25 protein-coding genes are annotated in these 25,820 nt (G+C 72.7%); 19 read left to right on the top strand and 6 right to left on the bottom strand.

Going from position 1 to position 25,820, the window contains the following annotated elements:
• Window positions 1–202: 202 nt before the first annotated feature.
• From FB470_RS30815 to FB470_RS30805, 3 genes are read right to left on the bottom strand one after another with little or no spacing between them, the layout of a single operon-like run.
• Complete coding sequence (locus FB470_RS30815) at window positions 203–1,591, bottom strand: GntP family permease (RefSeq protein WP_306997172.1); 1,389 nt, start codon at window positions 1,589–1,591, stop codon at window positions 203–205.
• Window positions 1,588–3,168 (bottom strand): N-acyl-D-amino-acid deacylase family protein, encoded by a 1,581-nt coding sequence (locus tag FB470_RS30810; protein ID WP_306997170.1) that lies wholly within the window; start codon window positions 3,166–3,168, stop codon window positions 1,588–1,590. The genes FB470_RS30815 and FB470_RS30810 overlap by 4 nt, the downstream gene beginning before the upstream one ends.
• Before the next feature lie 9 nt (window positions 3,169–3,177).
• Entirely contained in the window at window positions 3,178–4,479 is a 1,302-nt protein-coding gene (locus FB470_RS30805; RefSeq protein ID WP_306997166.1) for an amino acid deaminase, read from the bottom strand.
• 91 nt (window positions 4,480–4,570) lie between these two features.
• On the opposite strand from FB470_RS30805, the gene FB470_RS30800 reads away from it, so the two are divergent.
• Together FB470_RS30800 and FB470_RS30795 are read left to right on the top strand one after the other, a co-directional pair.
• Window positions 4,571–5,314: an IclR family transcriptional regulator gene (locus FB470_RS30800; RefSeq protein ID WP_306997164.1), complete on the top strand. Its 744-nt coding sequence runs from the start codon at window positions 4,571–4,573 to the stop codon at window positions 5,312–5,314.
• A 15-nt stretch (window positions 5,315–5,329) separates the two neighbouring features.
• On the top strand, window positions 5,330–5,710 hold the full coding sequence (locus FB470_RS30795) for a RidA family protein (RefSeq protein WP_306997161.1): 381 nt from the start codon (window positions 5,330–5,332) through the stop codon (window positions 5,708–5,710).
• A gap of 48 nt (window positions 5,711–5,758) precedes the next feature.
• Here FB470_RS30795 and FB470_RS30790 read toward each other — a convergent pair whose 3' ends face one another.
• A complete protein-coding gene (locus tag FB470_RS30790; RefSeq protein WP_191244027.1) occupies window positions 5,759–6,127 on the bottom strand; it encodes a DUF1844 domain-containing protein in 369 nt (122 codons plus the stop codon).
• A gap of 267 nt (window positions 6,128–6,394) precedes the next feature.
• Here FB470_RS30790 and infC point away from each other — a divergent pair, with 267 nt between their 5' ends.
• The 6 genes from infC (at window position 6,395) to pheT (ending at window position 12,186) form a co-directional block, all read left to right on the top strand.
• Window positions 6,395–6,946, top strand: a complete 552-nt coding sequence (gene infC / locus FB470_RS30785; RefSeq protein WP_306999577.1) for a translation initiation factor IF-3 — start codon at window positions 6,395–6,397, stop codon at window positions 6,944–6,946.
• A 73-nt stretch (window positions 6,947–7,019) separates the two neighbouring features.
• A complete protein-coding gene (rpmI, locus tag FB470_RS30780) occupies window positions 7,020–7,214 on the top strand; it encodes a 50S ribosomal protein L35 (protein ID WP_306997158.1) in 195 nt (64 codons plus the stop codon).
• A 68-nt stretch (window positions 7,215–7,282) separates the two neighbouring features.
• Window positions 7,283–7,669 carry a 50S ribosomal protein L20 gene (gene rplT / locus FB470_RS30775; RefSeq protein WP_306997156.1) on the top strand — a complete coding sequence of 129 codons (387 nt, stop codon included), beginning with the start codon at window positions 7,283–7,285 and terminating at the stop codon, window positions 7,667–7,669.
• Between the two features lie 14 nt (window positions 7,670–7,683).
• On the top strand, window positions 7,684–8,502 hold the full coding sequence (locus FB470_RS30770) for a TrmH family RNA methyltransferase (protein ID WP_306999575.1): 819 nt from the start codon (window positions 7,684–7,686) through the stop codon (window positions 8,500–8,502).
• A 96-nt stretch (window positions 8,503–8,598) separates the two neighbouring features.
• The gene (gene pheS / locus FB470_RS30765) at window positions 8,599–9,666 is read left to right on the top strand and encodes a phenylalanine--tRNA ligase subunit alpha (protein WP_306997155.1); all 1,068 of its coding nucleotides are present in this window, start codon (window positions 8,599–8,601) and stop codon (window positions 9,664–9,666) included.
• Window positions 9,667–12,186 carry a phenylalanine--tRNA ligase subunit beta gene (gene pheT / locus FB470_RS30760; protein ID WP_306997153.1) on the top strand — a complete coding sequence of 840 codons (2,520 nt, stop codon included), beginning with the start codon at window positions 9,667–9,669 and terminating at the stop codon, window positions 12,184–12,186.
• An 8-nt stretch (window positions 12,187–12,194) separates the two neighbouring features.
• Here pheT and FB470_RS30755 read toward each other — a convergent pair whose 3' ends face one another.
• Window positions 12,195–12,887, bottom strand: a complete 693-nt coding sequence (locus tag FB470_RS30755) for a DNA alkylation repair protein (RefSeq protein ID WP_306997152.1) — start codon at window positions 12,885–12,887, stop codon at window positions 12,195–12,197.
• 121 nt (window positions 12,888–13,008) lie between these two features.
• Here FB470_RS30755 and FB470_RS30750 point away from each other — a divergent pair, with 121 nt between their 5' ends.
• Window positions 13,009–14,595 carry an alpha/beta hydrolase gene (locus FB470_RS30750; protein WP_306997150.1) on the top strand — a complete coding sequence of 529 codons (1,587 nt, stop codon included), beginning with the start codon at window positions 13,009–13,011 and terminating at the stop codon, window positions 14,593–14,595.
• Window positions 14,596–15,109: 514 nt separating this feature from the next.
• Here FB470_RS30750 and FB470_RS30745 read toward each other — a convergent pair.
• Window positions 15,110–15,664 (bottom strand): DUF4240 domain-containing protein, encoded by a 555-nt coding sequence (locus tag FB470_RS30745; protein ID WP_306997148.1) that lies wholly within the window; start codon window positions 15,662–15,664, stop codon window positions 15,110–15,112.
• 126 nt (window positions 15,665–15,790) lie between these two features.
• Here FB470_RS30745 and FB470_RS30740 point away from each other — a divergent pair, with 126 nt between their 5' ends.
• From FB470_RS30740 to FB470_RS30695, 10 genes are all read left to right on the top strand, one after another.
• Window positions 15,791–16,294, top strand: coding sequence for a helix-turn-helix domain containing protein (locus tag FB470_RS30740; protein ID WP_306997146.1), 504 nt, complete (start codon window positions 15,791–15,793; stop codon window positions 16,292–16,294).
• Between the two features lie 1,086 nt (window positions 16,295–17,380).
• The gene (argC, locus tag FB470_RS30735) at window positions 17,381–18,409 is read left to right on the top strand and encodes an N-acetyl-gamma-glutamyl-phosphate reductase (RefSeq protein WP_306997144.1); all 1,029 of its coding nucleotides are present in this window, start codon (window positions 17,381–17,383) and stop codon (window positions 18,407–18,409) included.
• The gene (argJ, locus tag FB470_RS30730) at window positions 18,406–19,566 is read left to right on the top strand and encodes a bifunctional glutamate N-acetyltransferase/amino-acid acetyltransferase ArgJ (protein WP_306997142.1); all 1,161 of its coding nucleotides are present in this window, start codon (window positions 18,406–18,408) and stop codon (window positions 19,564–19,566) included. The genes argC and argJ overlap by 4 nt, the downstream gene beginning before the upstream one ends.
• Window positions 19,563–20,477 carry an acetylglutamate kinase gene (gene argB / locus FB470_RS30725; RefSeq protein ID WP_306997140.1) on the top strand — a complete coding sequence of 305 codons (915 nt, stop codon included), beginning with the start codon at window positions 19,563–19,565 and terminating at the stop codon, window positions 20,475–20,477. Before argJ ends, argB begins: the two co-directional genes overlap by 4 nt.
• Entirely contained in the window at window positions 20,477–21,676 is a 1,200-nt protein-coding gene (locus FB470_RS30720) for an acetylornithine transaminase (RefSeq protein ID WP_306997139.1), read from the top strand. The genes argB and FB470_RS30720 overlap by 1 nt, the downstream gene beginning before the upstream one ends.
• A gap of 7 nt (window positions 21,677–21,683) precedes the next feature.
• On the top strand, window positions 21,684–22,619 hold the full coding sequence (gene argF, locus FB470_RS30715) for an ornithine carbamoyltransferase (protein WP_306997137.1): 936 nt from the start codon (window positions 21,684–21,686) through the stop codon (window positions 22,617–22,619).
• Complete coding sequence (locus tag FB470_RS30710; RefSeq protein ID WP_306997135.1) at window positions 22,616–23,116, top strand: arginine repressor; 501 nt, start codon at window positions 22,616–22,618, stop codon at window positions 23,114–23,116. The genes argF and FB470_RS30710 overlap by 4 nt, the downstream gene beginning before the upstream one ends.
• A gap of 36 nt (window positions 23,117–23,152) precedes the next feature.
• Window positions 23,153–24,571: an argininosuccinate lyase gene (gene argH / locus FB470_RS30705; RefSeq protein WP_306997133.1), complete on the top strand. Its 1,419-nt coding sequence runs from the start codon at window positions 23,153–23,155 to the stop codon at window positions 24,569–24,571.
• A complete protein-coding gene (locus FB470_RS30700; protein ID WP_306997131.1) occupies window positions 24,568–25,179 on the top strand; it encodes a VOC family protein in 612 nt (203 codons plus the stop codon). The genes argH and FB470_RS30700 overlap by 4 nt, the downstream gene beginning before the upstream one ends.
• Window positions 25,176–25,799: a DNA-3-methyladenine glycosylase gene (locus FB470_RS30695; RefSeq protein ID WP_306997129.1), complete on the top strand. Its 624-nt coding sequence runs from the start codon at window positions 25,176–25,178 to the stop codon at window positions 25,797–25,799. The genes FB470_RS30700 and FB470_RS30695 overlap by 4 nt, the downstream gene beginning before the upstream one ends.
• Window positions 25,800–25,820 lie beyond the last annotated feature (21 nt).

Genomic DNA, 25,820 nt, shown 5'->3' with positions numbered 1-25,820 from the left:
GCGACCCGGGCCATGCTACGACCGGAGCAACATCGACTGAAGGGCTTGGCGGGGAAGGTTTTCCACCGGGATGGGCGCTAACCGGTCCGTAGTGGACGGTTCTCCTCCCGTCCGGTCCGGGTCTTCGCCATGCGTGCAAGAGCACACCCGGTGGGTGACGACCGGTCGGTCGTCCCTTCTGCCCGGAAACTGACCGACGGCCCTACACCACGGCCATGAGGATCGCCGCCATCGCGAACCCGGAGACGGACAGGATGGTCTCCAGCACCGTCCACGTCTTGAGCGTCTCGCCGACGGTCATCCCGAAGTAGCGGGACACGATCCAGAACCCGCCGTCGTTGACGTGCGAGGCGATGATCGACCCCGCGGAGATCGCGACAACGATCAGCGCCAGCTGGGCCTGGGAGTACCCGAGGCCGGTCACGCTGGGGGCGATGATGCCGCCGGTCGTGACGATCGCGACGGTCGCCGAGCCCTGCGCGATCCGCAGACCACAGCTGATCACGTAGGCCGCGGCGATCACCGGCAGCCCGCCGGCCTGCAGCGAGTCGGCCACCGCCTTGCCGATCCCGGTCGCCGACAGCACGGCGCCGAAGAACGCGCCCGCGCCGACCACCAGCAGCAGCATCGCGACCGGCCGCAGCGACGCGGCGGACAGTTCGGACAGTTCCCGGCCGGTCATCCCGCGACGGGTGCCCAGCAGCCACGACGCGAGCAGCACCGCGATCGTCAGCGCCACCGCGGGCGTCCCGGCGAACGCGGCGATGCCCGCGGGCACCGAGTTCTTCGGCAGCCAGATGCTGCCGAACGTGCCGGCCAGGATCAGCACCAGCGGCACCGCGATGATCGCCGACACCAGGGCCAGCGAGGGGCCCGGCCGCTCCTCGTCGTCGTCCTCGGCGTCGACGAGCATCTCGGCGGGCACCGCCACGTGCATCCGCTTGCCGATCCAGGACGGGAACACCACGCCCGAGAGGAACCACGCCGGGATCCCGCACGCCGCGCCCATCAGGATGATCCAGCCGAGGTCGACGTGCAGCAGCCCGGCCGCGGCGACCGGTCCCGGGTGCGGCGGGATGAACGCGTGCGTCATCGACAGGCCGGCCAGCAGCGGCAGGCAGTACAGCAGCAGCGAACGTCCGCCCTGCCGCGCCGCGACGTAGACCAGCGGCGCGAGCACGAAGATCCCGATGTCGAAGAACACCGGGACGCCGAAGATCAGCCCGGCCAGGCCCATCGCCAGTGGCGCGCGCTTTTCGCCGAACGCCCGCAGCAGCGCACCGGTGAGCACCCGCGCGCCACCGGAGCGTTCCAGGATCGCGCCGAGCAGCGTGCCCAGGCCGATGATCGCGGCGATGTGCCCGAGGATTCCGCCGAACCCCTTCTCCAGCAACGAATCCGAGGTCTTCTGCGCGGTGCCGACGATCGTGCCCACCGGCAGGCCCGCGGCCAGCGCGGTGAGCAGCCCGACGACGATCAGGGCGATGAACGGTTCGGTCTTGAACCGGATGATCAGTACCAGCAGGACGGCGATCGACACCGCCGCGAGCGTGAGCAGCCCCCCGGTGGAGTGCTGCAGCCAGTCGATCAAGCGGACCTCCGGAGGGAGTGGCCGGCGAGCGCGCCGGTGGGCCTGCCGTCGTCGATGGCCGCGACGCCGTTGACGAAGACGTAGGGGATGCCCGCGGCCTGCTGCCGCGGCTCGTCGAAGGTGGCGGTGTCGGCCACCGTGGCGGGGTCGAACAGCACGAGATCGGCCGCGTAGCCGGGGCGCACGAGCCCGCGATCGGTCAGCCGCAGCCGTTTCGCCGGACGTCCGGTCAGGTGCGCGACGCAGTCGGCGAGGTCGAGCACACCCAGTTCGCGGACGTAGCGGCCGAGGTAGCGGGGGAAGGTGCCCCAGGCCCGCGGGTGCGGGCGGTCGCCGACCAGGAGCCCGTCGCTGCCAGCGGTGTGGGTGCGGTGCCGCATGATGGCCCGCACGTTCTCCTCGTGCCCGACGTGCATCAGGCACGACGTGCCGAGCCGTTCGGACACCAGGACGTCGAAGTACAGCTGTGCGGCGGGAACACCCGCGCGCCGGGCGGACTCGGCGACGGAAAGGCCGACCAGGTGGGCGTTCTCGGCCCGCCGGACCCCGTTGATCTCGATGCTCTCCCAGTCGATCGGCACGCCGTGCGCACCGTCCGACCCGGTCTCCTCGATCGCGACCCGCATCCGTTCCCGGGTGTCCGGATCGGACAGACGCTCGAGCGTCGCGGCCACCCCGCCTTCGGCCGCCCAGCTCGGCAGCAGCGCGGACAGGTACGTCGCGCCGGGCAGGTAGGGGTAGGTGTCGAGCGTGATGTCCATGCCCTCGTCGAGCGCGGAGTCCAGCAGCCGCAGCAGATCCGGCGCCCTGCCCCGGTTGACCGAGAAGTTCATCGTGGCGTGCGCGAGGTGCAGCGGGCACCGCGCGCGGCGGCACACCTCGACCATCTCGGCGAACGCGTCCAGCGCGCCGGCACCGTAGCTGCGGTGGTGCGGGCTGTAGTACCCGCCGCGCGCGCCGACCACCTCGCACAGCGCGACCAGTTCGTCGTCGTCGGCGTACATCCCCGGCGTGTAGGTCAGCCCGGAGGACATGCCGACCGCGCCCTCGTCGAGGCCGGTGGCGACCAGCTCGCGCATCCGGTCCACTTCGGACTCCGTGGCCGGGCGCGCGTCGAACCCGACGGCCAGCATCCGCACCGTGCCCTGCGGGACCAGGTAGGCGGCGTTGACCGCGACGCCGCGGTCGAGCCGGTCCAGGTACTCGCCGACGGAGCGCCAGTCCCAGTCGAAGCCGGGCGGGTCGTCGTTCCAGCCGGCGAGCTGCTCGCGCAGCGCGGCCAGCGTCGTGTCGTCGGCCGGCGCGTAGGACAGGCCGTCCTGCCCGAGCACCTCGGTGGTGACGCCCTGGGAGACCTTGGCCAGGTGGCCCGGGTCGGCGAGCAGCTGCAGGTCGGAGTGCGCGTGCATGTCGACGAACCCGGGTGCGAGCACCAGCCCGTCCGCGTCGATCACGCGGGTGCCGGTGACACCGTCACCGATGTCGGCGATCCGGCCGCCGTCGATGCCCACGTCGGCCCGGAACAGGGCAGCACCGGTGCCGTCGGCGATCCGCGCGCCCCGCAGAACGAGGTCCATCCCCGCCTCCTAGAAGTACGTGCGCACGAAGCCGACGACGGTGTCGCCGTCGACCACGGGCAGCAGCGGCCATTTGTCGAACACCGTGCACGGGTGGGACAGGCCCAGCCCCACCCAGTCGCCCACGCGCAGCGGGGAATCCGGGGGCAGCGCGAGGAACGCGTGCTGGTCGTTGAGCGCGGTCACGGTGTGGCCGGCCAGCTTCTCCGGCTCGCCGCCGGGCCGGCGGTGCCATTGCGGCTCGGGCAGCCCCTCGTCGAAGGAGGCGTCCCGCTTGCCCAGCGTCAGCAGCGCCAGCTCGTCGGTGGGCCGGGAGGTGACCTGGGCCCAGGCGCGCAGCGCGGAACGGAACGGCGGTGTGCCGTCGATGCGTGGGTGCTCGCCCAGCGGCGAGATGCCGCGGTAGAAGCCGTCGTCGTGCGTCACGTAGGCGCCGCTGCGCAGCACGGGCACGACCGGCAGGCCGCCCCAGTCCTCGGTGAGGGCCGCGGCGACCTGGTCGAAGTAGGCGCTGCCGCCCGCGGTCACGATCACCTGGTCCAGCCGGGCGAACAGGCCCCGGTCCGCGATCTCCCGCGTCAGCTCCCGCAGGTTCCGCAGGTAGGCCGCGACGACGTCCCGCGAGCGCTCGCCCGGGTCGTGGGCCAGGGCGCCCTCGTAACCGCCGGTGCCCGCCAGCCGCAGCGCCGGGCTCGCGTGCGCGGCTTCGGCCACCGCCAGTCCGGTGGCCAGGTCGCGGACGCCGGTGCGCCCGCCGTCCCCGCCCAGCTCGACCAGCACGTCGACCGGGCGGTCCACGCCGGCGAGCGCCTCGGTCATCAGCTCGACCGAGGTGACGGAGTCCACCCAGCAGCTGAACTCGAACTCCGGGTGCGCGTCCAGCTCGGCGCCCAGCCAGCGCAGCGCCGCCGGGTCGACGAGCTGGTTGGCCAGCAGGACCCGCGAGACGCCGAAGGCCCGGTAGACCCGCAGCTGGCTCGTGTTGGCCGCGGTGATGCCCCACGCGCCGTGCTCGGCCTGGCGCGCGAACAGCTGGGGTGCCATGGTCGTCTTGCCGTGCGGGGCGAGGCGGACGCCGGCCCGGTCGCACCACTGCGCCATCGTGCGCAGGTTGTGGTCCAGTGCGCCGGCCTCCAGCACGACGACCGGTCCCACGAAGCCGTCGGTGAACAGGTTCGGCCGTCGCGCGGCGGCCTCCGCCAGGGTGAGCCCCCACAGGCCGGCGGGGATGGATTTGAACCGCCAGTCGAGGCGTTCACCGGCGATCGAGGCCAGCGCGGCGGGGTCCAGGGTGCAATCGGACGAGACCATGTGTGCTCCGTTGCGTATTGCGCAATGTGCGTTGCGCAGAGTGAATGCGATAGGTGTAGCATCCGGTCCGTGACCGGTCAATGGAGCGAACGTGAGCCAGAGTCTTGAGCGCGGGCTGAGCCTGCTCGGCGCGCTCGCCGGCGGCGCGACCACGCTCGACGAGCTGGCCGGCGAGCTGGGGGTGCACAAGTCCACGGTGCTGCGCCTGCTGCGCACCCTGGAGGGCCAGCACTTCGTGCAGCGGGAGGGAACGCGGCACTACCGGCTCGGCAGCGCGCTGTTCGACCTGGCGAACCGGGCGCTGGAGGACCGGGACGTGCGGCGCAGCTCCGCGCCCGCGCTGGCGGCGCTCAACGAGCGCACCGGGCACACCGTCCACCTCGCCACCTACGAGGACGGCGAGGTCGTCTACGTCGACAAGTACGAGGGCCGCCACACGGTGCGGATGTACTCGCGCGTCGGCAAACGTGCGCCCCTGCACTGCACCGCCGTCGGCAAGGTCCTGGTGGCCGCGCGGCCGGCGGCCCAGCGCGCGGCGATCGCGCACGACCTGGACTACCCCGCGCTGACCGCCAACACCATCACCACGGCCGAGGCCTACCTGGCCGAACTGGAGAAGGTCGCCGAGCAGGGGTACGCGGTCGACGACGCCGAGCACGAGGACTTCATCCACTGCATCGCCGCGCCGGTGCGCGGTCAGGGCGGGGAGGTGCTCGCAGCCGTGTCGCTGTCCGTGCCGCGCGTGCTGCTGGACCACGACGGCCTGCTGGCGCTGCTGCCGCAGCTGCGGGCCGCGGCCGAGGACGCGTCCATCCACAGTGGATGGAGCAGGTGAGAGAGGGAGCGGTACATGGGCAAGGTCTCGATCAGCACGGAGAACGCCCCGAAGCCGGCGGCGAACTACTCGCCCGCGGTGCGCAAGGGCAACATCCTGCAGCTGGCCGGGCAGGTCCCGTTCGATCCGAAGACCGGGGAGATCGTCGGCACGACCGTCGGCGAGCAGACGCGCCAGGTGTTCGCCAACCTCGAGGCGCTGCTGCGCGAGGCGGGCTCGGGGTGGGAGGACGTCGTGATGGTGCGGGCCTACCTGACCGAGCGCGACCACTTCGCGGCCTTCAACGAGGTCTACAACGAGCTGATGCCGGAGCCCTACCCGGCGCGCACCACCGTGTACGTCGGCCTGGCGGCCGGTCTCCTGGTCGAGATCGACCTGCTGGCCGTCGTGGACTGACACCCCCGCTGCGGGCGGTGGAAGCCCGCGCTTCCACCGTCCGCGACGTCAGATCACCGGGCCGGTGTACTTCTCGCCGGGGCCCTGGCCGGGCGCGTCGGGCACGGCGGAGGCCTCGCGGAAGGCCCGCTGCAGCGACTGCAGGCCGTCACGCAGGGGAGCGGCGTGCACACCGAGGTACTCGGCCGACGCCGTGACCAGGCCGGCCAGCGCGGTGATGAGGCGCCGGGCCTCGTCCAGGTCGCGGTGCGGGCTGGTGTCCGGGTCCTCGTCGGCGAGCCCGAGCCGCTCGGCCGCGGCGGACAGCAGCATCACCGCGGCCCGGCTGATGACCTCGACACTGGGGATGTCCTGCAGGTCGCGGACGGGCGGGGAAATATCGCCCGGGTCGGGCGCGTTGGAACCATCGTCAAGCACGTCTGGTACCCTTCCACGTGCGACCAGTCCCCGAGGAATCGGGGGCGGCAAGTGGAGCCCCGCTCCCACCCGAGTCGCCGCTCGAGGCGGCCGGGTCCGGTCCCGTCACCGGGTGTACCCGATGGCGGCGGAACGTTCGTCGTAGCCGTCGGACGTGATCGGAAAGCAGGGCCCCGCATCCCGGCAGACATGCCCGGGACGGGGCCCGTGGTATGTGGGCACCAGGTCGAGCAGGCTAGACATTGAAACTCGGACCAAGGAGGCCACATCAGCTCCGAGACACGCATCAACGAACGCATCCGCGTTCCCGAGGTCCGGCTCGTCGGACCGAACGGCGAACAGGTCGGCATCGTCCGGATCGAGGATGCGCTCAGGCTCGCCCAGGAAGCGGATCTCGACCTCGTCGAGGTCGCCCCGCAGGCGCGCCCGCCGGTCTGCAAGCTCATGGACTACGGCAAGTTCAAGTACGAGAGCGCGCAGAAGGCCCGCGAGTCACGCCGTAACCAGCAGCTCACCGTCATCAAAGAGCAGAAGCTGCGCCCGAAGATCGACCAGCACGACTACGAGACGAAGAAGGGCCACGTGTCCCGCTTCCTCTCCGCCGGGAACAAGGTCAAGGTGACCATCATGTTCCGCGGTCGTGAGCAGTCGAGGCCGGAGCTGGGTTTCCGGCTGCTGCAGAAGCTCGCCGAGGACGTGTCCGAGCTCGGTTACGTGGAGGCGTCCCCGAAGCAGGACGGCCGCAACATGATCATGGTGCTGGCGCCCCACAAGAACGCCAAGCCCAAGCCGAAGGTCAAGGAACCCGTCGAGTCCTGACGGCCGCCGCGACCGACGCAGTTTCGCAGCACACCGGAACTCCGGTGTGCTGCACCATGAAAGAGAGCACTCAATGCCGAAGATGAAGACGCACAGCGGGACCTCGAAGCGCATCCGGGTCACCGGCACGGGCAAGCTCCGCCGTCAGAAGGCGGGCCGCCGCCACCTGATGGAGAAGAAGTCCAGCCGCGTCACCCGCCGCCTGGAGGGCACCGCCGAGGTCGCCAAGAACGACGTCGGCCGGGTCAAGCGGCTGCTCGGCCGCTGAGCCCCTCCTCTTCCGCCGTAAACCCCCGGGGCGCCGATCGCGCCCCCTGAGAACGACAGGACGGACCCGTGGCACGCGTCAAGCGGGCGGTCAACGCCCAGAAGAAGCGTCGCGCAACTCTCGAACTGGCCAGCGGCTACCGCGGCCAGCGCTCGCGGCTGTACCGCAAGGCGAAGGAGCAGATGCTCCACTCGCTCAACTACGCCTACCGGGACCGCCGTGCCCGCAAGGGTGACTTCCGCCAGCTGTGGATCACCCGCATCAACGCGGCCGCGCGGCAGAACGGCGTGACCTACAACCGCTTCATCCAGGGCCTCAAGGCCGCTGGTGTCGAGGTCGACCGCAAGATCCTCGCCGACCTCGCCGTCAACGACGCCGCGGCGTTCACCGCGCTGGCCGAGCTGGCCAAGCAGCACGTGACGACCGGGCCGAGCGACGAGAAGAAGTCGGCCTGAGCGAGCGCACCGATCTGACCCGGCCCGGGGCGGCTCCGTTCACCGAACGGACCCCCCGGGTCGTTGCTGCGCGGCGCCTGACGCGCCGCGCGGAGCGCGACAAGACCGGCCGGTTCCTGGCCGAGGGCGCCAACGCGGTCGGCGCGGCGCTGGCGCGTGACCCCGCCGGGGTGCACGAGCTGTTCGTGACCGACCGTGCCGCTCAGGCGCACCCGGACCTCGTCGCCACCGCGCGCGAGGCGGGCGTGCGCGTCTCGCGCATCACCGACCGGGCGGCCGCCGGGCTGTCGGAGACCGTGACCCCGCAGGGCATCGTCGCGGTGTGCACCGTGCTCGACCGGCCCCTGGAGGGCCTGCTCGGCCCGTCCGCCCGGCTGGTCGCCGTGCTGGACGGCGTGGCCGACCCCGGCAACGCGGGCACCGTCATCCGGGTGGCCGACGCCGCGGGTGCCGACGCGGTCCTCCTCACCGGTGACAGCGTCGACCCGCACAACGGCAAGTGCGTCCGTGCCTCCGCCGGCAGCCTCTTCCACCTCCCCCTCGCGCGTGTGCGCGACACCGCCGCCGCTCTCGGCGCCTGCCGCGCCGCCGGGCTGCGCCTGCTCGCCGCCCACGGATACGCCGACACCGAGCTGGGCGCCCTCGACGCGGCCGTGCCGACCGCCTGGGTCTTCGGCAACGAGGCCCACGGGCTCGCGCCCGAGGTGCTGTCCGCGGTGGATCTCCCGGTGCGGATACCGCTCTACGGCGCGGCGGAGAGCCTCAACCTGGCCACGGCGGCCGCCGTGTGCCTCTACACCAGCGCGATGGCGGCCCGTCGTCCGGCCGGGTGAGGCGCCGGCGCCGGATCGCGATCGCCTAGAATCCACCGGTAATCGTCACGTGTGCACCTCGCACGGCGGATCCCGTCCAGCGGACACCGAGGAGTTATGTCCGGAGCCACCGAGAAGCAGGAACTGACCCCGGCCGAGGCCACCTCGCCCGAGACCCTGGGGGCGGCGGTCAAGCACGCCGAAGCCGAGTTCCAGGCCGCGGGCGACCTGGACGCCCTGGCCGCGGTGAAGCCGGCCCACCTGGGGGACCACTCGCCGCTGATGCTGGCCCGCCGCGCCATCGGCGCGCTGTCCAAGCAGGAGAAGGCCGAGGTCGGCAAGCGCGTCAACGAGGCACGCCAGGCCATCCAGTCCGCCTTCGACGCCCGCCGTGCCACGCTCGTCGCCGAGCGCGACGAGCGCGTCCTGCGCGAGGAGGCCGTCGACGTCACGCTGCCGTGGGACCGGATCCCGCGCGGCGCGCGGCACCCGCTCACCACGGTGAGCGAGCGGATCGCCGACGTCTTCGTGGCGATGGGCTGGGAGGTCGCCGAGGGTCCCGAGCTGGAGGCCGAGTGGTTCAACTTCGACGCCCTCAACTTCGCCAAGGACCACCCGGCCCGGCAGATGCAGGACACCTTCTACGCCGGTGAGCCGGGCTCCGGGCTGGTGCTGCGCACGCACACCTCGCCGGTGCAGGCCCGCACGCTGCTGCACCGCGACCTGCCGGTCTACGTCGTCTGCCCCGGCCGCACCTACCGCACCGACGAGCTGGACGCCACGCACACCCCGGTGTTCTCCCAGGTCGAGGGTCTCGCGGTGGACAAGGGCATCACGATGGCCCACCTCAAGGGCACCCTGGACGCCTTCGCCCGCGCGATGTTCGGCGAGAAGTCCCGGACCCGGCTGCGCCCGCACTTCTTCCCCTTCACCGAGCCCTCCGCCGAGGTCGACGTGTGGTTCGAGGAGAAGGCCGGTGGCGCGGGCTGGGTCGAGTGGGGTGGCTGCGGCATGGTCCACCCGAACGTGCTGCGCGCCTGTGGTGTGGACCCGGACGTCTACTCCGGCTTCGCGTTCGGCATGGGCATCGAGCGGACACTGCAGTTCCGCAACGGCATTCCCGACATGCGTGACATCGTCGAGGGCGATGTCCGCTTCACCCTTCCCTTCGGAACGGAGGCCTGAGTGCGAGTCCCCGTCAGCTGGCTGCTCGAGCACCTGGACGCCGGCGAGGTCGGACCGCGGGAGCTGGCCGAGGCGTTCATCCGGATCGGCATCGAGGTCGACGAGGTCCGCTCGCTGGACCAGGTCACCGGCCCGCTCGTGATCGGCCGCGTCGCCGAGATCGAGGAGCTGACCGAGTTCAAGAAGCCGATCCGGTACTGCCGCGTCGATGTCGGCGAGGAAGCCTCCGACGACGAGCCCGCCGACAACGAGGGCCCGTCCGGCATCCGCACGCGCGGCATCGTCTGCGGCGCCACCAACTTCGCCGAGGGCGACCTGGTGGTCGTCGCGCTGCCCGGCACCGTGCTGCCCGGGCCGTTCGAGATCGCCTCGCGCAAGACCTACGGCCGGATCAGCGACGGCATGATCTGCTCGGCCCGCGAGCTGGGGCTGGGGGACGACCACACCGGCATCCTCGTGCTCCCGCCGTCGACGGCCAGCCCGGGCGATTCCGCGTACGAGGTCCTCGGGCTCGCCGACACCGTGCTGGAGCTGACGCCCACCCCCGACCGCGGCTACGCGCTGTCGGTGCGCGGGCTGGCGCGTGAGCTGGCCGCCGCGCTGGACGTGTCGTTCGGCGACCCGGCCGCGCTGGATCTGCCCGCCGCCGAGGGCGAGGCCTGGCCGGTCGAGATCGAGGACCCGACCGGCTGCGACCGGTTCGTGGTGCGCCGGGTGACCGGCCTGGACGCCGGCGCCCCGACGCCGTGGTGGATGCGCCGCCGGCTGCTGCTGGCCGGTATCCGGTCGATCTCGCTGGCCGTGGACGTCACCAACTACGTGATGCTCGAGCTCGGCCAGCCGTTGCACGCGTGGGACACCGCGTCCCTGCAGGGCGGCCTGGTCGTCCGGCGCGCGAAGCCGGGGGAGAAGCTGACCACCCTCGACGACGTGGAGCGCACGCTCGACGCGGACGACGTGGTGATCGCCGACGAGCGCGGCGTGGCCTCGCTGGCCGGCACCATGGGCGGCGCGAGCACCGAGATCAGCGCCGAGAGCACGGACGTCCTGCTCGAGGGCGCCCACTGGGACCCGCCGTCGATCAGTCGCACCGCGCGGCGGCACAAGCTGTTCTCCGAAGCCGCGAAGCGGTTCGAGCGGTTCACCGACCCGCAGGTGTGCGCGGCCGCGGTCGAGCGTGCGGCGCGGCTGCTGCGCACCTACGGCGACGGCAGCATCCAGCCCGGCCGCACCGACGTCGGCAGCGTCGCGCCGCCGGCCCCGATCACCATGCCGATCAGCCTGCCCGACCAGATCGCCGGCGTCCGCTACGAGCGCGGTGTCACCGTCCAGCGGCTGCAGCAGATCGGATGCAAGACCACGGTCGGCGCCGGTGACGACGGCGTCGCCCTGGTGCACGCGACCCCGCCCAGCTGGCGTGGCGACCTCGAGCAGCCCGCCGACCTCGTCGAGGAGGTGCTGCGGCTCGAGGGCTACGACAGCATCCCCTCGGTCCTGCCCACCGCCCCGGCCGGGACCGGCCTCACCGCCGCCCAGCGGCGGCGCCGCACGGTCTCCCGCGCCCTCGCCGAGGCCGGCTACGTCGAGGTCCAGCCGTTCCCGTTCGTGGGGGAGCAGGTGTGGGACGCCTTCGGCCTGCCCGCCGACGACGTGCGCCGCAAGACGGTGAAGGTGCAGAACCCGCTCGAGGCCGACAAGGACCGGATGGCGACCACGCTGCTGCCCGGTCTGCTGGAAACCTTGCAGCGCAACGCCTCCCGCGGGTTCAAGGACCTCGCGTTGTTCCACATCGGACAGGTCGTGCTGCCGGGTGCGAACCCGGTGCCGGTGCCCGACCTGGGTGTCGACGGCCGGCCGTCGGACGAGGAGCTGGCGCAGCTGGAGGCGGCGGTGCCGGCCCAGCCGCAGCACGTGGCCGTGGTGCTGGCCGGCCAGCGTGAGCACGCGGGCTGGTGGGGCAAGGGCGAGCAGGCAGGCTGGGCGGACGCCGTCCAGGCCGCGCGTCTGGTCGGCCAGGCGGCGGGGGTCGAGCTGCGGGTGCGCAACGCCGAGCTGGCGCCGTGGCACCCGGGCCGCTGCGCCGAGCTGCTGGTCGGCGATTGGCCGGTCGGGCACGCCGGCGAGCTGCACCCCAAGGTGGTCGAGGCGCTCGGGCTGCCCAAGCGGACGGTCGCGATGGAGCTCGACCTCGACGCGATCCCGCTGCAGGACCGCAGGCCGGCGCCGGTGATCTCGCCGTACCCGCCGGTGCTGCTGGACGTGGCGCTGGTCGTCGACGAGAAGGTGCCGGCCGCGGACCTGGCCGAGGCCCTGGTCGCGGGCGGTGGTGACCTGCTCGAGGCGACCTCGTTGTTCGACGTCTACACCGGTGACCAGGTCGGCGAGGGCAAGCGGTCGCTGGCCTACAAGCTGCGTTTCCGCGCCGCGGACCGCACGCTCACCGTGGACGAGGCGACCGAGGCGCGTGACGCCGCCATCGCCGAGGCCGGCACCCGGTACGGTGCCGAGCTGCGCGCGTAGGCCGGTTCTCAGCCGCCGAGATGCTTGAGCGCTTCCCGCACTGACAACGGCGACAGTGCGGGATGCGCCTCGACGAAGGCGCGCACCCACCCGGGCGCCGTGCGCGAGTAGTCGCGCAGCGCCCAGCCGATTCCCTTGCGCAGGAAGAAGTCCCGGTCGTCCTGGTTCGCCTCGACGGCGTGGGTCAGCAGGTCGCGGTGGGTGTTCTCCTTGGCCCCCACCTGACAGATCACCGCCGTGCGCCGGCGCCAGGTGTCGGCGTCGCGGGCCCATTGCCGCATCACCGGTGTCAGCCGTCCCGGTTCGGCCCGCAGGATCGGCCCGATGCGGCGGATGGCGATCTCGTCGACGTAGTCCCACCAGGCACCGGTGACGATCATCTCCTCGTAGAGCGGCACCAGCGAGTGGTCCTGCCAGCGCGCGTACGCCCGGTGGCCCGTCAGGTCGATCGCCAGGTAGCGCTCCTCCCGGTACGCCGCGTCCCGCCACAGTGTCCGGACGGCCGCGACGAAGGATTCCCGGTCCGGCAGCGGGTGTTCGGTGAAGACGCGCCGCGCCAGGCGCGCCCGTTCCGGCTTGGGCACCCCGCGGAAGTCCATGTCCGACTTCATGTAGCGGCGCATCTGCGGCGCCTTCACCGGGTCGGCGAGGTCCGCCAGCCCGGAGCGCGCCGCCTGGACCAGTTCGTCCACTTCGTCCATTCGACGATCCTTCCCCGTCGGGTGGCATCGTGCCGTGCGCCGCGCGTCGGCTGGCGGAAACCAGCGTGATCCACGATCTTGTGGTGAGGTCCTGACCGCGCAGCCGACGAGAAGGAGCACTGTGAGCAGGCTCGTGCCCGCGACCCTCGCGGCCGGTGTGCTGGCGAGCTGTCTGGTGGCCGCGCCCGCGGCCGCCGCGCCTCCCGCGCCGCCGGAGTTCACGCCCGCCCCGATCAGCTGGGGGAGTTGTCAGTCGAGCGGGCTGGTGCGCGCCGGCGCCGAATGCGGCTTCCTCGACGTTCCCCTCGACTACTCCGATCCGGCCGGTGCGAAGATCTCGCTCGCCGTGTCGCGGGTGCGGCACACGAGCGCCGACTACCAGGGCGTCATGCTGGTCAACCCGGGCGGGCCGGGTGGTTCGGGCCTCGGGTTGTCCGCGCTCGGCCGGACTGTGCCGCACGACGCCGGGGCTTCCTACGACTGGATCGGCTTCGACCCGCGTGGCGTCGGGTCCAGTCGCCCCGCGCTGTCGTGCGATCCCGGTTACTTCGGCTACGACCGGCCCGCCTACGTGCCGCGCACCGCCGACCTCGAGCGGGCGTGGCTTGACCGCTCGCGCGGTTACGCGGCGGCGTGCGAGAAGAACGGGCCGCTGCTGCGGCACCTGCGCACCACCGATGTGGCCCAGGACCTCGACAGCCTGCGCAAGGCGCTGGGCGCCGAGCAGATCAACTACTTCGGGTTCTCCTACGGCACCTACCTCGGCCAGGTGTACGCGACGCTGTACCCGGAGCGGGTGCGCCGGATGGTGCTGGACAGCAACGTCGATCCGCGGAAGGTCTTCTACCGGGCGAACCTGGACCAGGATGTCGCCTTCGGCCGCAACATCAAGGTGTACTTCGACTGGATCGCCCGGCACGACGCCGCGTACCACCTCGGCACGACCGGCGAGGACGTGGAGAAGCTGTGGTACGCGCAGCAACGTGAGCTGGACGCCACCCCCGCCGGCGGGGTGATCGGCCCGGACGAGTGGACCGACATCTTCCTGCAGGCCGGGTACTACCAGTCCACGTGGGACGAGCTGACTAAGTTGTTCGCCGGGTGGGTGCACCAGCGGGACTGGCAGACGCTCAAGGACCGCTACGACCGGACGAACTCGCCCGGCGACGACAACGGGTTCGCCGTCTACAACGCCGTGCAGTGCACCGACGCCCCGTGGCCGCGGAACTGGACGGACTGGAAGGTGGACAACTGGATCACCTACGCGAAGTCGCCGTTCGAGACGTGGGGCAATGCCTGGTACAACGCGCCGTGCCTGACCTGGCCGGTGCCCGCGGGCAAGCCGGTGGACGTCGACGGCCGCCGGGTGGCGGGTGCGCTGCTGATCGGTGAGGAGCTGGACGCGGCGACCCCGTTCGCCGGCAACCTCGAGGTGCGCCGCCGGTTCCCGCGGGCGAGCCTCATCGGCGAGCCGGGCGGCACCACCCACGCCGGTTCGCTGTCCGGCAACGCGTGTGTGGACGACCGGATCGCGGACTACCTCGCCACGGGCGCGCTGCCACCCCGCCAGAAGGGCGACGTGCCGGACGCCGTGTGTGACCCACTGCCCGAACCGGAGCCGGAGGGCACGCCGGACGCCCGCGCGGACCGCGCGGGCAGCGGTCAGGCCCCTGAGCTCCGGGACGCGCTGCAGGCTGTCGTGCGCTAGCTGCGGGGCGCTCGGTCGGCTGCCGCCCGGTCGCCGCGTGGTGTCCGACGGCCTGGCGTGCGGTTGTTGCGTCGCGAGTGGCTGCCTGGCGCGCAGTTGCTGCCTGCCGCCCGGCGGCTTGTCCAGCGGTTGCTGCCTGGCGCCCGGCAGCCTGTCGCGCGGTTGCTGCGTGGTGCCCGGCGGCCTGTCGCGCGGTTGCTGCGTGGTGTCCGACGGCCTGGCGTCCTGTTGCTGCGTGGCGCCTGGCCGGCTGGCGTGCTGTTGCTCCCTGCCGCTCGGCAGCCTGTTCAGCAGTTGCTGCCTGCCGCCCGGCGGCTTGCCAGCGGTTGCTGCCTGGCGCCCGGCAGCCTGTCCTGCGGTTGCTGCCTGGCGGTCATCGGTCGCTCCGCCCGCCCGGGACGGCCCGTCGCCGATACGGCCCGCCGGATGGGCTGGGCCAGGGCCCCGATCCCGCGGAGGCCGTTCCGCCGCGGGTGGCCGCGCGTCAGGTTGTCCTGCGGCAGCTGCATTCTGCTCACCGGCTCGTCCGTTCCACCGGGGCGAGTTGGCGGATGGGTTCGGCGACGATCCCGTACCGGGCGGTCAGCCGCGGGTAGCAGCGCGCCAGCGTCTCGGCGTCGAGGGCGGGCCGTTCGCCCGGCGGGGCTTCCCGCGGGCCGGCCTCACCGAGGATGGCCGCCATGGCCTCGCGGTACGCGGTGGCGACCTCACCGGAGCCGGGCGGCGCCAGCAGATCGTGTGCGAGGTGCGCGAGTTCACCTGCTCGAGTGATCTTCAGGGGATCGGCCCCGAGCGCCGCGAGGGTGTCGGGATCCACGAGGGCGCGGCGGTAAGCGCCCCGACCGCGGAGGATGAGCCAGCAGACGCCCGCGCGCAGCTCGCCGGCCCCCGCACCGCCGAGGACCAGCCCGAACGCCGTCCACACATCCCACCGGCAGGCGCGCAGGTGAAGGCGCCTGAACTGGTGGTGGAACCGGATGACCTCGAGTGCGGTCCGTCCGCGCAGGACCGTGCCGATTTCGCTGACGGTGCGCCCCGTGACGAGCCGCCAGAACTGGTGCTCCCTCATGTCTCCCCCAGTGCTGTGTGATGACCGGGATCACGGTAGGGCGGGGGTACGACAATTCCGGTCCGCAATCGACCGGCGACCGTCCGTGAACGAAAAGTGTCGGTGGGTGCCGCTAGCGTGCCGGGCATGAACATCATCGAAGAGCACCGGAGCACGCTCCGCGCTGGTGAGACCACTTTTTCCATCGACGTCACGACCCTGCCCGCCGGCGACGAGGCCGGCCGTCTCGTGATCCGCATCGGCGCGGCCGGTGCGGAGGGCGAACCCGTGGCCGACGGCCAGATCGAGGTGACGCCGACCGCGGCGGCCACCCTCGGTTCGATGCTGTCGGAGACGCTGCGACACCACGCCGCGCTGGCGGATCCGGGCGGGCGAAGAGCACGCCCGGCCAGTCAGGGCCGCCCGTGGACCGCGGAGATGGACGCCGAACTCGAACGACGCTGGATCGCGGGCGACAGCGTGGCCGACATCGCCCGCGACATGGAGCGCAGCCCGGGCGGCATCCGTGCCCGGCTGCCCAGGGTGGGCTGCGACCCCGAGCGCCGCGGTGAGTACCTGCCCGACCCGCCGAGCATGCGCTCCCCGGACACGCCCGCCGCGCCGACGCCCGGAGCCACGGATGACGACTGACCACCCAGGTGGGAGCCGGCCGGTGCCCCGCTCTCTCGGAGGTGCCGATGCTCGCTGAGCGCTTGGGTGGGAGTCAGCCGGTGTCTGCCGCCTGGACGTGTCAAGGACGGCGGTCCAACGCAGGTGGGAGCCGGGCCGACCCTCGGAGGTACCGATGACGATCGGCGGCTGACCGGGCAGTGCAGGCGGCACGCGCCTGGTTCACCGACCGTTGAGCCGAACCGGGGCACGGCGCGCCCGGCCCGGTGCGGGACGCCGCACCAGGTCGGGTGACACGCTGGTCTCCACCTGGGCTGCCGACAGGGCGAATACGGAACCTGCGGGTCACTGGCAGCGCTCGGTGGGTTCGGTCGAGTGACCGGCGCCGGTAGCGCTCGGCCGAGCCCCCCGGTCCGCCCGGGGCGACGACTCGAACCAGCACCTCGCCCGTCCGCCACCCGCGTGTCGGCCCTCCCGCCACTCGCCCAGGGCCGTCCGGACCCGGACTTGGGCCCAGGCCCAGGAGCAGGCCCAGGAGTAGGCCAGGGCTTCGGCTCGCCCGAGGCCGGCCCGAGCCCGAGCCCCAGGCCGGCCCGAGCACAGGCCCAAGTGCGCGCCCAGGCCCGCCCCAAGCCCGCACCCCAAGGCCCGCCCCGAGTGAGCGCCCCCACGCCCGCCCGAAACCCGCCCCGAGCCCGCCCGAGACTCCAGTCCCTAGCCCGCCCCAAATCCGCGCCCAGATCGGGGCCCAGCCGGAGCACCAGGCCCGCCCGAAACCCAGCGAAGATCCGGCGCGAGCCTGGCCTGGCCTCCGCGCGCCCGCCCGAAACCCGGCGAAGGCCCGGCGCAAGCCTGGCCTCCGCGCCCGTCCGTATCCCAGCCAGGACCTGCTCCGTGCCCGGCCGCGCCCGCCCGAGGCCCAGCCCTAGCCCGCGCGCCCCGAGTCCGCCCCAAATCCGCCTCAGGTCGGGGCCCAGGTCCGGGCCAAGCCCGCGCCCCAGGAGCCCGCGCCCCACCCCTCCGCCCCAAGTCCCCGAACCCCCGGCGCGTTGTGACTCCAACCCGATCCGTTTGATTGATCTTCCGTCGCAATGCATAATCATTCGTATGACGGTGAAGGTCGCGGTGGCCGGGGCGAGCGGGTATGCGGGCGGGGAAGCCCTCCGCCTGCTGCTGGCGCATCCGGAGGTCGAAATCGGCGCGGTGACGGCGGCGAGCAGTGCCGGCACCCCGCTGGGTCAGCATCAGCCCCACCTGGTCCCGCTGGCCGGGCGCATCCTGCAGGAGACCAGTGCAGACACCCTGGGCGGCCACGACGTGGTCTTCCTGGCGCTGCCGCACGGGCACTCGGCGGAGATCGCGGCCCAGCTGGGGCCCGACGTGCTGGTCGTCGACCTGGGGGCGGACCACCGGCTGCACAACGCGGCGGACTGGCAGCGCTGGTACGGCGGCGACCACGCCGGCACCTGGCCCTACGGCCTGCCGGAGCTGCCGGGCGCCCGCGAGAAGCTGGCCGGCACCAAGCGGATCGCGGTGCCGGGCTGCTTCCCGACGGGCGGCACCCTCGCGCTCGCCCCGGCCCTGGCGGCCGGGCTGGTGCGCCCCGAGGTGACCATCACGGCCGTCACGGGCACGTCCGGCGCCGGCAAGAGTCTCAAGCCTCACCTGCTCGGGTCGGAGGTGATGGGGTCGGCGAGCGCGTACGGGGTCGGCGGCGCGCACCGTCACACGCCCGAGTTCGTGCAGAACCTCAGCTCGGTCGCCGGGGTGCCGGTGACCGTGTCGTTCACGCCCGTCCTGGCCCCGATGCCGCGCGGCATCCTCACCACGGCGAGCGCCCCGCTGGCGGGGGAGCCGGAAACAGCGGCCGTGCGCGCGGTGTACGAGAAGGCCTACGCCTCCGAGCCCTTCGTGCAGGTGCTCCCCGAGGGCAGCTGGCCGGTCACGTCAGCGACGCTGGGCTCGAACAACGTGCAGCTGCAGGTCACCGTGGACGCCGACGCCGGGCGCCTGGTCGTCGTCGCCGCGATCGACAACCTGACCAAGGGCACCGCGGGCGGTGCCATCCAGTCCATGAACGTCGCGCTCGGTCTTCCCGAGACCACCGGCCTTCCGACAGTAGGAGTCGCACCGTGACCGTGACCGGACCGAAGGGGTTCCGCGCCGCAGGCGTGGCCGCCGGGATCAAGGCGTCCGGCGCCCTGGACCTCGCGCTCGTCGTCAACGACGGGCCGGAGCAGGCCGCGGCCGGTGTCTTCACCCGCAACGCCGTCAAGGCGGCGCCGGTGCTCTGGTCGCAGGAAGTGCTGCGGCACAAGCGGTTGCGCGCGGTGGTGCTCAACTCCGGCGGGGCGAACGCGGCCACCGGCCCGGGCGGGTTCCAGGACACGCACGCGACCGCCGAGAAGGTCGCCGAGCTGCTCGAGGTCGGCGCGATCGACGTGGCGGTGTGCTCGACCGGCCTGATCGGGGAACGCCTGCCGATGCCGGCCGTGCTGTCCGGTGTGGACGCCGCGGTCAAGGCGCTCGACACCACCGCCGACTCGGCGCTGGCCGCGGCCAGCGCCGTGATGACCACCGACACCAAGCCGAAGCAGACGCTGCGCCGTCACGACGGCGGCTGGAGCGTCGGCGGCTTCGCCAAGGGCGCGGGGATGCTCGCCCCGAACCTCGCCACGATGCTGTCGGTCCTGACCACCGACGCGGTGGTCGACCCGGACGCGCTGGACGCCGCCCTGCGCGCCGCCACCCGCGTCACCTTCGACCGCCTGGACGTCGACGGTGGCACCTCCACCAACGACACCGTCCTGGTGCTCGCCTCCGGCGCCAGCGGGGTCACCCCGGGCCTCGACGAGTTCACCGACGTCCTCACCGCCGCCTGCCTGGACCTGGTCCAGCAGCTGCGGTCCGACTCCGAGGGCGTCACCAAGGAGGTCGACGTCGTCGTCCGCGGCGCCGCCAGCGAGCAGGACGCGATCAACGTCGGCCGCACGGTCGCCGAGGACAACCTGGTCAAGACCGCGCTGTTCGGCTCGGACCCGAACTGGGGCCGTGTCGCGATGGCCGTCGGCCGCGCCCAGGCGGAGGTCGACCCGGACACGTTGTCGATCACCATCAACGGCGTCACCCTGTTCGCCAACGGCACCACGGCGGCCGACCGCTCCGCGGCGGACCTGTCCGGCCGCGCCATCGAGATCGTGATCGACCTGGGCATCGGCGCCAGCGAGGCCACCATCTTCACCACCGACCTGTCCCACGCCTACGTCGAAGAGAACAGCGCCTACTCCTCATGACTCCTCCCGAACTGGTGGCGGCCGACGACCGGATGGCCACCGCGGCCGAGAAGGCCGGTGTGCTGATCGAGGCGCTGCCGTGGCTGCAGCGGTTCCACGGCGCGACCGTCGTCGTCAAGTACGGCGGCAACGCGATGATCGACGACGAGCTCAAGCGCGCCTTCGCCCAGGACATGGTGTTCCTGCGGCTGGCCGGCCTGCGCCCGGTCGTGGTGCACGGCGGCGGCCCGCAGATCACCGCGATGCTGGAACGGGTCGGGCTCGTCGGTGAATTCAAAGGCGGCCTGCGCGTCACCACCCCGGAAACCATGGACATCGTCCGCATGGTCCTGGTGGGCCAGGTCAGCCGCGAACTGGTCGGGCTGATCAACGCCCACGGCCCGTACGCGGTCGGCATCTCCGGCGAGGACGCGCAGCTGTTCACCGCCGAGCGCAAGCACGCCACGGTCGACGGCGAGACGGTCGACGTCGGCCTGGTCGGCGAGGTCGCCTCGGTCAACCCGGACGCGGTCCTCGACATCGTCAACGCCGGCCGCATCCCGGTCGTGTCGACCGTGGCCCCGGACGCCGACGGCGTGGTGCACAACGTCAACGCCGACACCGCGGCCGGCGCGCTGGCCGCCGCGCTCGACGCCGAGAAGCTGGTCGTGCTGACCGACGTCGAGGGCCTGTACGCCAACTGGCCGGACCGCTCGTCCCTGATCGACCGCATCCGCGTCGACCGGCTCGAGGCGCTCCTCCCGACCCTGGCCAGCGGCATGATCCCGAAGATGGAGGCCTGTGTGCGGGCGGTGCGCGGCGGCACGCGCCGCGCGCACGTCATCGACGGCCGCATCGCCCACTCGGTCCTGCTGGAGGTCTTCACCTCCCGCGGGATCGGCACCATGGTCCTCCCCGAACAGGAGTCCTGATGGACGCGCTCACCTCCAATGTGGACGGCCGGCAGCACTGGCAGTCGGCCCTCATGGACAACTACGGCACCCCGAACCTGACCCTGGTCCGCGGCGAGGGCGCCCGCGTCTGGGACGCCGAGGGCACCGAGTACGTCGACCTGGTCGGCGGCATCGCGGTCAACGCGCTCGGTCACGCGCACCCCGACGTCGTCGCGGCCGTCACCGAGCAGATCACCAAGCTGGGCCACACCTCGAACCTCTACGTCAACCCCGTCGCGGTGGAGCTGGCCGAGGCGCTGCTCGACGTCGCGGGTCTGGCCGGGCAGGGCAAGGTCCTCTTCGTCAACTCCGGCGCGGAGGCCAACGAGGCGGCCCTGAAGATCACCAGGCTCACCGGGCGCACCAAGGTGGTCGCCTGCGAAGGTGCCTTCCACGGCCGCACCATGGGGTCGCTGTCGCTGACCGGCCAGCCCGGCAAGAAGCAGCCCTTCGAGCCGCTGGTCCCCGGTGTCGTGCACGTGCCCTTCGGTGACGTCGACGCCCTGCGCGCCGCCGTCGACACCGACACGGCGGCGGTCTTCCTCGAGCCGATCCTCGGCGAGGCCGGCGTGATCCCGGCGCCCGACGGCTACCTGCAGGCCGCCCGCGAGATCACCAAGGCCACCGGCACGCTGCTGGTGCTCGACGAGGTCCAGACCGGTATCGGCCGCACCGGCGACTGGTTCGCCTTCCAGCGCGCCGGGATCATCCCCGACCTGATCACCCTGGCCAAAGGGCTCGGCGGTGGTCTGCCGCTGGGCGCGGTGATCGGTGCCGGTGAGGCCGGCGAGCTGTTCAAGCCGGGCCAGCACGGCACGACCTTCGGCGGCAACCCGGTGTGCTGCGCGGCCGGGCTCGCGGTGCTGCGCACGATCGCCCGTGACGGCCTGAACGACCACGTCTCGCGCGTGGGCAAGGACATCGCGGCCGGTGTGGAGGAGCTCGCCCACCCGCTGGTCAAGGGCGTGCGCGGCGCCGGCCTGCTGATCGGCATCATGCTCACCGAGCCGGTCTCGCCCGCACTCGCCCAGGCCGCCCAGTCCGCCGGCTATCTGGTCAACCCGGTCGCCCCCGACACGATCCGGCTGGCCCCGCCCCTGATCCTGAGCCAGGAGCAGGCCGGCGGCTTCCTCGCCGCGCTGCCCGGCGCGCTCGACACCACCACCACGAAGGACTGACTGCCCGATGCTCCGCCACTTCCTGCGCGACGACGACCTGACCCCCGAAGAGCAACTCGCCGTCCTCGACCTGGCCGCCGAGCTGAAGAAGGACCCGCTGGCCAACCGCGCGCTGGCCGGCCCGAAGTCGGTGGCCGTGCTGTTCGAGAAGAACTCCACCCGCACCCGCCTGTCGTTCGAGGTCGGCATCGCCCAGCTGGGCGGGCACCCGATCATCGTCGACGGCCGTTCGATGCAGCTGGGTCGCGAGGAGACGATCGAGGACACCGCCCGGGTGCTCTCCCGCTACGTGGACGCGGTCGTCTGGCGCACCTTCGCTCAGCAGCGGATCATCGCGATGGCCTCGGTGGCGAGCGTCCCGGTGGTCAACGCCCTCACCGACGAGTTCCACCCCTGCCAGGTGCTGGCGGACCTGCAGACGATCCGCGAGCGCAAGGGCAGGCTGGCCGGGCTGACCCTGACCTACCTCGGCGACGGCGCCAACAACATGGCGCATTCCCTGCTGCTCGGCGGGGTCACCGCGGGCCTGCACGTCCGGGTCGTCGCGCCGGAGGGCTTCCAGCCGAACCCGGAGGTGGTCACCGACGCCAAGAAGCGCGCGGCGGACACCGGGGGCAGCGTGAACCTGTTCACCGACCCGCGCGCCGCGGTCGAGGGCGCGGACGTGCTGGTCACCGACACCTGGACGTCGATGGGCCAGGAGAACGACGGCATGGACCGGGTCACCCCGTTCCGGAAGCTGCAGATCAACACCGAGCTGCTGGCCGAGGCCGGGGACGACGCGGTCGTGCTGCACTGCCTGCCCGCGCACCGCGGCTGGGAGATCACCGACGAGGTGATCGACGGCCCGGCGAGCGCGGTGTGGGACGAGGCCGAGAACCGCCTGCACGCCCAGAAGGCGCTGCTGGTCTGGCTCCTGGAGCAGGAGGCTTCGCGACGATGAACCGCGCCGCCCGGCAGGCCCGCATCGTCGAGCTGGTGTCGTCGATGGCGATCCGCAGCCAGACCGAGCTCGCGAAGCTGCTGGCCGCGGAGGGGGTCGAGGTCACGCAGGCCACCCTGTCCCGTGACCTCGACGAGCTGGGCGCGGTCAAGCTGCGGGGCGCGGACTCCGGTGCTCCGGTGTACGTGATCCCCGAGGACGGCAGCCCGGTGCGCGGGGTGCAGGGCGGAACGTCCCGGTTGTCGCGGCTGCTGGCCGAACTGATGGTGTCGGTCGACGCCTCGGGCAACCTGACGGTGCTGCGCACCCCGCCGGGCGCGGCGCAGTTCCTGGCCAGCGCCATCGACCGGGCCGCACTCGAGGAGGTCGTCGGCTCGATCGCGGGCGACGACACGGTGGCGGTCATCGCCCGCGAACCGCTGAGCGGCAAGGACCTGGCCGACCGGTTCGCCGCACTGGCCCGGCGCTCCTCTACTTTGGACCTGGACCACGAGTAAGCCGCGACGCGGGATCAGAAAGGCTGAGACGAACACATGGCAGACAACGGCCAACCCGGGATCGCGCTGTGGGGCGGCCGCTTCAGCAGCGGCCCGGCCGAGGCGATGGCGGCGTTGAGCGCGTCGACGCACTTCGACTGGCGGCTGGCGCCCTACGACATCGCCGGGTCCAAGGCCCACGCGCGGGTGCTGAACAAGGCCGGTCTCCTCACCGAGGACGAGCTCACGGGCATGCTCACCGCCCTCGACACGCTGGCCGCCGACGTCGAGTCCGGCGCGTTCACCCCGACCGTCGCGGACGAGGACGTGCACACGGCGCTGGAGCGCGGGCTCATCGAGCGGGCCGGGCCGGAGCTGGGCGGCAAGCTGCGCGCCGGGCGGTCCCGCAACGACCAGGTCGCGACCCTGTTCCGGATGTGGCTGCGCGACGCCGGCCGCCGGGTGGCCGCGGGCACCCTGGACGTCGTCGACGCACTGGTCGCGCAGGCCCGGCGGCACCCGGACGCGGTCCTGCCCGGCCGCACGCACCTGCAGCACGCCCAGCCGGTCCTGCTGGCGCACCACCTGCTGGCACACGCGCAGTCGCTGCTGCGGGACGTCAGCCGGCTGCGCGACTGGGACGCCCGCACCGCCGAGTCGCCCTACGGGTCCGGCGCGCTGGCCGGGTCGTCGCTGGGGCTGGACCCGGAGGCCGTGGCCGCGGAGCTCGGTTTCACCACGAGCGTGGAGAACTCGATCGACGGCACCGCCTCCCGCGACTTCGCCGCCGAGTTCGCGTTCGTCCTGGCGATGCTGGGCGTGAACCTGTCGCGCATCGCCGAGGAGGTCATCATCTGGAACACGGCCGAATTCGGCTACGTGACCCTCGACGACGCGTGGGCGACCGGCAGCTCGATCATGCCGCAGAAGAAGAACCCGGACGTCGCCGAGCTGACGCGCGGCAAGTCCGGCCGCCTGATCGGCAACCTGACCGGTCTGCTGGCCACGCTCAAGGGCATGCCGCTGGCCTACAACCGGGACCTGCAGGAGGACAAGGAACCGGTCTTCGACTCGGTCGAGCAGCTGGAGCTGCTGTTCCCGGCACTGGCCGGGATGATCGGCACGCTGACCTTCCACACCGATCGCCTCGCCGAGCTGGCCCCGGCCGGGTTCACGCTCGCGACCGACATCGCCGAGTGGCTGGTGCGGCAGGGTGTGCCGTTCCGCCTCGCGCACGAGGCGGCGGGGGAGTGCGTCCGGGTCGCGGAGGCGCGAGGCGCCGGCCTCGACGAGCTCACCGACGAGGAGCTGGAGAAGATCAGCCCGGCGCTGACCCCGCGGGTGCGGGAAGTGCTCACGGTCGAGGGCTCGGTGAACTCGCGCGACGCGCGCGGCGGCACCGCCCCGGCGCGCGTGGCCGAGCAGCTCGAGCGTCTCGTGGCGCGCGTCGCCGAGCACCGGCAGTGGATCGCGTGACACTCGACCACCTGGTCTACGCGACGCCGGACCTGCCGGGGACGGTGGCGGACCTGCGCGGGCGCGGGGTCGAGCTCGTACCCGGCGGTCCGCACCCCGGCCGCGGGACCCGCAACCACCTCGCGGGTCTCGGCGACGGCGCGTACCTGGAGGTCATCGGGCCCGATCCGGACCAGGCGGCGCCGGAGGGGCCGCGCTGGTTCGGCATCGACGAGCTGACCGGCCCGCGCCTGGTCACTTGGGCGCTGCGCGTGCCGGACCTGGCCGCGGCGCGGGAGACGTCGGCCGCGGCCGGGTATCCCTTCGGCGAGCCTGTGCCGATGTCGCGGCGGCGGCCGGACGGCGTGCTGCTCAGCTGGTCGCTGGCCGCCCCGCGCGAGGAGGGCGGAGTGGTGCCGTTCCTCATCGACTGGCAGGACTCGCCGCACCCGGCGGACGCCCTGCCCGAGGGCACCACGCTCGAGTCGCTGACCGGCGTCCATCCCGAGCCGGGGCTGGTCGCGGGTCCGCTCGCCGCGATCGGCGCCGTCCTCACGGTCGTCACCGGCCCGGAACCCCGCCTGGAGGCGGTGCTCCGCGCCCCCGGCGGCGAGGTCGTGCTGCGATGACCGGCCGCCTGTTCAAGCGCGAGGAGCTGGCCATCGACCCGGTCGACCTGGCCCACGTGCTGCTGGGCTCGGTGCTGGAAAGCACCGGACCGGGCGGGACGGTGCGCGCGCGGCTGGTCGAGGTCGAGGCCTACCGCGGGGAGGACGACCCCGCGTCGCACTGCTACCGCGGCCGGACGGCGCGCAACACGGTGATGTGGGGTCCGGCCGGTCACCTCTACGTGTACTTCGTGTACGGCATGCATTTCTGCGCGAACGTGGTCGGCCGGGAAGACGGCGAAGCAGGCGCGGTCCTGCTGCGCGCCGCCGAGGTCATCGAGGGCACGGAGCTGGCCCGCTCACGCCGGAAGGCCGCCCGCAAGGACGCCGAACTGGGCCGCGGTCCGGCGCGGCTGACCTCCGCCTTGGGCATCGGCCCGCAGCACAACGGTGCCGACCTCGTCGACCCGGACTCGCCGGTGCGCCTGCTGACGGGGGAGGAGATCCCCGCCGGCCGCGTTTCCTCCGGCCCGCGCGTCGGTGTCGCGGCCGGGATGGACACCCCGTGGCGGTTCTGGATCTCCGGCTCGCCCGCGGTGTCGGCCTACCGGCGGGGCGGGCGGGTCCGACCCCCCACATAACCGGTTGACCTCGTACGGGAG

It is taken from the genome of Amycolatopsis thermophila, assembly GCF_030814215.1.
Taxonomy (GTDB): Bacteria; Actinomycetota; Actinomycetes; order Mycobacteriales; family Pseudonocardiaceae; genus Amycolatopsis_E; species Amycolatopsis_E thermophila.
The sequence above is the reverse complement of the archived record's forward strand: the minus strand, read 5'-3'. Positions and strand labels throughout refer to the sequence as shown.

Excerpts from the sequence above, each read along its gene's own strand:
- FB470_RS30695 (WP_306997129.1), top strand. The coding sequence starts at position 25,176 with ATGACCGGCCGCCTGTTCAAGCGCGAGGAGCTGGCCATCGACCCGGTC.
- argB (WP_306997140.1), top strand. The coding sequence starts at position 19,563 with ATGACTCCTCCCGAACTGGTGGCGGCCGACGACCGGATGGCCACCGCG.
- argC (WP_306997144.1), top strand. The coding sequence starts at position 17,381 with ATGACGGTGAAGGTCGCGGTGGCCGGGGCGAGCGGGTATGCGGGCGGG.
- FB470_RS30755 (WP_306997152.1), bottom strand. The coding sequence starts at position 12,887 with ATGGACGAAGTGGACGAACTGGTCCAGGCGGCGCGCTCCGGGCTGGCG.
- FB470_RS30795 (WP_306997161.1), top strand. The coding sequence starts at position 5,330 with ATGGGCAAGGTCTCGATCAGCACGGAGAACGCCCCGAAGCCGGCGGCG.
- FB470_RS30805 (WP_306997166.1), bottom strand. The coding sequence starts at position 4,479 with ATGGTCTCGTCCGATTGCACCCTGGACCCCGCCGCGCTGGCCTCGATC.
- FB470_RS30710 (WP_306997135.1), top strand. The coding sequence starts at position 22,616 with ATGAACCGCGCCGCCCGGCAGGCCCGCATCGTCGAGCTGGTGTCGTCG.
- argH (WP_306997133.1), top strand. The coding sequence starts at position 23,153 with ATGGCAGACAACGGCCAACCCGGGATCGCGCTGTGGGGCGGCCGCTTC.
- FB470_RS30740 (WP_306997146.1), top strand. The coding sequence starts at position 15,791 with ATGAACATCATCGAAGAGCACCGGAGCACGCTCCGCGCTGGTGAGACC.
- argF (WP_306997137.1), top strand. The coding sequence starts at position 21,684 with ATGCTCCGCCACTTCCTGCGCGACGACGACCTGACCCCCGAAGAGCAA.
- rpmI (WP_306997158.1), top strand. The coding sequence starts at position 7,020 with ATGCCGAAGATGAAGACGCACAGCGGGACCTCGAAGCGCATCCGGGTC.
- FB470_RS30745 (WP_306997148.1), bottom strand. The coding sequence starts at position 15,664 with ATGAGGGAGCACCAGTTCTGGCGGCTCGTCACGGGGCGCACCGTCAGC.
- pheS (WP_306997155.1), top strand. The coding sequence starts at position 8,599 with ATGTCCGGAGCCACCGAGAAGCAGGAACTGACCCCGGCCGAGGCCACC.
- FB470_RS30810 (WP_306997170.1), bottom strand. The coding sequence starts at position 3,168 with ATGGACCTCGTTCTGCGGGGCGCGCGGATCGCCGACGGCACCGGTGCT.
- FB470_RS30720 (WP_306997139.1), top strand. The coding sequence starts at position 20,477 with ATGGACGCGCTCACCTCCAATGTGGACGGCCGGCAGCACTGGCAGTCG.